Here is a 3,428-nt window from a genome sequence, read left to right as displayed (position 1 = left end):
CCCCCCCGCCGCCGCGGGGGGGGGGGGGGGGGGCCGCGGCGCCGGCCCCGCGCGGGCCGCGGCGGCGCGGCCCCCCCCCCGCCCCCGCCCCGCCCCCCCCCCCCCCCCCGGGTGCGGGGGAAGGTGCCGGTGGCCGCGGTGCGGCGCGAACCGGGTGCGCGGTGGGCGCGACCGGGTCGATCACCGGGAGGAGTACTGATGCCGCCGGAGTCGCGGCGAGGACATCAGGTCAGCGACGACAACCCTGCGCACCTACGCGGACGAAGTCCACGTGGCGGCGGCGGGTCAGGCTGGTCGCGATGAGCACGGGATCATCGTGACCGCATCGGCTGAACGGTGTCAACGGAACGCGGCCACCGTTCCACCAGCCGGGCATCGTCCACAGTGGATGATCGTAACCGGATCGGGCGCCCATGCGGATCTCCGCGCGGCGGAGCGGGACTCCGCGAGCGCCGCGCGGTAACGTGATCGGTTCGACCGCGCGGCGCCCGACGCCGGGGCAGGAAGGGGATCCAGCCATGGCCAAGTTCACCTGGCACACCCGCGCCGTGCCCGGAGGCCTACCGGTCCGCCAGGTCTACGGGTTCCTGTTCGCCCCGGACGGGCGCGTGCTGATCAGGGTGGACGGCGCGAAGCACTCGTTGCCCGGCGGGCGACCGGAGCCCGGCGAGTCCGCCTACGTGGACATCCTGCGGCGCGAGACCTACGAGGAGGTCACGCTCGACATCGCCGAGCCGCACTACCTCGGCTACCAGTGCGTCGACGACGGGCACTCGCCGTACGCGCAGGTGCGGATGGTCGCCGAGATCAGCCGGGTGCACCCGCCGGAACCGGACCCGGACAACGGGCGCACCTACCTGCGGTTGCTGGTGCACCCGGGCAAGGCGGGCGACCTGCTCAACTGGGGCGAGACGGGCCACCAGCAGGCCGCGGCCGCGGCGAACGCCGCGATCGCCGTGCTCGGCCTCCCGCACCAGGGCCTGCCGGACAGCGGTTACCTCTGACCCGCGGGCGTCCCGCGCGGTCCAGCCGGTGCTCGGCCCGGTGCGGACCCGGCCGCGGCGCCTCGACCGGCGGCGTCGGCCGCCCGGCCACCGCCACCGCGACCGCCACCACCGGGACCAGCGCTCCCGCCGCGATCGCCACCCAGGACGTCGCGGTCCCCAGCGGGCGCTCCAGCGCCACCAGGCCGACGAGCACGGCGGGGAACCCGGCGCCGAGGTAGCACGCGAGGTACAGCGCCCCGGTGATCGCCCCGCGCTCCCGCCGCGACACGACCTCCTCGACGGCGGCCGTCGCCCCGCCGTAGGCCAGCCCGTGCCCGGCTCCCGCGACGACCGCCGCCGCCAGCACCACCGGCAGCGAGGCGCCCGCCGACGCCGCCAGCAGCACCAGGCTCGCCAGCAATCCGCCGAGCCCGCCGAGCTGCGCGCGCCGAGGGCCGAGTCCGATGACGAACGGTTGCGTCAGCGCGGAGCAGACCAGCACCGCCCCGAGCACGCAGCCGGTGGTGGTCAGGTCGGCCCGCGCCGTGCGTTCCAGCAGCGCCGGGACGATCGCCAGGAACAGCCCGGCCACCGTCCAGGCCAGGAACCCGGTGCCCGCGGCCGCGGTGAACGACCAGCGCGTCCCGCGCGGGATCCGCGGGCGTTCCGGCCGCCACCGCCGCAGCGGTGCGGCGGGCGCGGGCAGCCGGGACAGGCGGCGCCATCCGACGCCCAGCAGCACCAGGTGCAGCAGGTACGGCAGGACTTGCGGCAGCGGCAGGTGCTGGGCCAGCGCACCCGCGGCGACCGGACCGGCCGCGGTGCCGAGCAGGAACGCCGTGCCCGCCAGCACCGCGGCGCGCCGCCTGCTCGCCGAGCGCGGGTCGTCGCAGATCAACGCGGTCGCCGCCGGGGTCACCGCGCCCAGCGCGAGCCCCTGCGCGGCCCGACCGGCCAGCAGCCAGCCGGTGCCCGCGGCGAACGCGAAGCACACCGACCCGGCAGCGGCCAGCAGCACCGCCGTCCGCAGCACCACGCGCGTCCCCAGCGCATCCGACGCAGGACCGAACAGCAGCAGCGCCGGCGCACTGACCAGCGCGAACACCGCGTAGATCAGCGTCATGCCGAGGTCGCTGATGCCGAACGACCCCTGGTAGCCCGGGTAGAGCGGGCTCGGCAGGTACGCGCCCGCGGTGAGCACCACCAGCAGGTAGGTCCCGGTGCGCACCGCGCGCACCCGGTCGACGAACTCCTTCCCCGAGCCGGTCTGGAGCGCAGGAGGAGGCGAGGGCTTCAAGGGCAGCACGTCCACAGGTTGCCGCCCGATGCCGGCGAAGTGAATCAAACGTTCTCGCGGTGAACCGTGCAAAATATTCGCATGATCGATCCCAAGCTGACGGTGCTGCAGCTGGTCGCGCACCACGGCACCGTCACCGCCGCCGCAGCGGCGCTGCACTACACCCCGTCGACGGTCTCCTACCAGCTGCGCCAGCTCGCCGAGGAGCTCGGCGTCGAGCTGCTCGCCCAGTCCGGCCGCGGCATCCGGCTCACCCCCGCGGCCCGGACCGTGCTGCACCACGCGGAACTGCTGCAGGTGCAGGCCGAGCACGCCCGCGCCGAACTCGCCGCGCTGGCCGGAGAACCGGCGGGCCCGTTCACCCTGTGCGGGTTCTCCACCGCCGCGACCCACCTGCTGCCCGCCGCCGCCGCGATGCTCCGGGAGCGCTTCCCGCGGGTGCGCGTGCGGCTGGTCGAGGCCGAACCGGACCGCTGCTTCGACCTGCTGCTGGCGGGGGACGCGGACGTCGCTCTGGTCATCAACACCGCGGACACCCCGCCGCTGGGGGACGCGCGCTTCGAGCAGCACCCGCTGCTGGACGACCCGCTGGACCTGGTGGTGCCGAGCGATCACCGGCTCGCCGGGCGGAAGTCCGCGACGCTCACCGAAGCCGCCGACGAGCAGTGGATCATCGGGCACCCCGGCGGCACCTACCACGACCTGATGCGCGCCGCGTGCATGGCGGCCGGGTTCAGCCCGAACATCGCGCACCACGCCGACGAGTGGGACACCGGGACGGCGCTGGTCGCGCACGGCTTCGGCATCATCCTGGTGCCGCGGCTGGCGCGGTTGCACGACGACTGGCCGGTGGTGCGGATTCCGCTGCGCGGCGAACCGGCCCCGGCCCGGCGCATCCTCGCCGCCACCCGGCGCGGCGTCCGCGACCAGCCGATCACGGCGGCCGCGCTGGCGGCGATCTCCGACCGGGTGGCGGCGGTGCTGGCGGCGCCCGGTCGCGACGGCCGGCGCAGCGGCCCGGACCGCGACCACGACCTGCCCGCCCCCTCGGCTTCGGAGTGAACGGGCCCGTGGGGCGGGCCGCGCGGGGGGGGGGGGCGCGCCCCCGGGGGGGGGGGCCCGCGCCGGGGGGGGGGGCGGGGGGG

The 3,428-nt window shown here is 76.5% G+C and carries 3 protein-coding genes; 2 read left to right on the top strand and 1 reads right to left on the bottom strand.

Annotated features, from left to right (window positions below):
* Positions 1-518: 518 nt before the first annotated feature.
* Complete coding sequence (locus LCD35_RS19450; protein ID WP_224958701.1) at positions 519-1,004, top strand: NUDIX hydrolase; 486 nt, start codon at positions 519-521, stop codon at positions 1,002-1,004.
* Here LCD35_RS19450 and LCD35_RS19445 read toward each other — a convergent pair.
* Complete coding sequence (locus LCD35_RS19445) at positions 898-2,292, bottom strand: MFS transporter (protein WP_224958700.1); 1,395 nt, start codon at positions 2,290-2,292, stop codon at positions 898-900. The genes LCD35_RS19450 and LCD35_RS19445 overlap by 107 nt on opposite strands.
* A 72-nt stretch (positions 2,293-2,364) precedes the next feature.
* Here LCD35_RS19445 and LCD35_RS19440 point away from each other — a divergent pair, with 72 nt between their 5' ends.
* Positions 2,365-3,345: a LysR family transcriptional regulator gene (locus tag LCD35_RS19440; RefSeq protein WP_224966898.1), complete on the top strand. Its 981-nt coding sequence runs from the start codon at positions 2,365-2,367 to the stop codon at positions 3,343-3,345.
* Positions 3,346-3,428 lie beyond the last annotated feature (83 nt).

The sequence above is a fragment of the Saccharopolyspora sp. 6V genome (genome assembly GCF_020176785.1).
Taxonomy (GTDB): domain Bacteria; phylum Actinomycetota; class Actinomycetes; order Mycobacteriales; family Pseudonocardiaceae; genus Saccharopolyspora_C; species Saccharopolyspora_C gregorii.
Note: the sequence above shows the minus strand (reverse complement) of the source record. Positions and strands in the feature narration are given on the sequence as shown.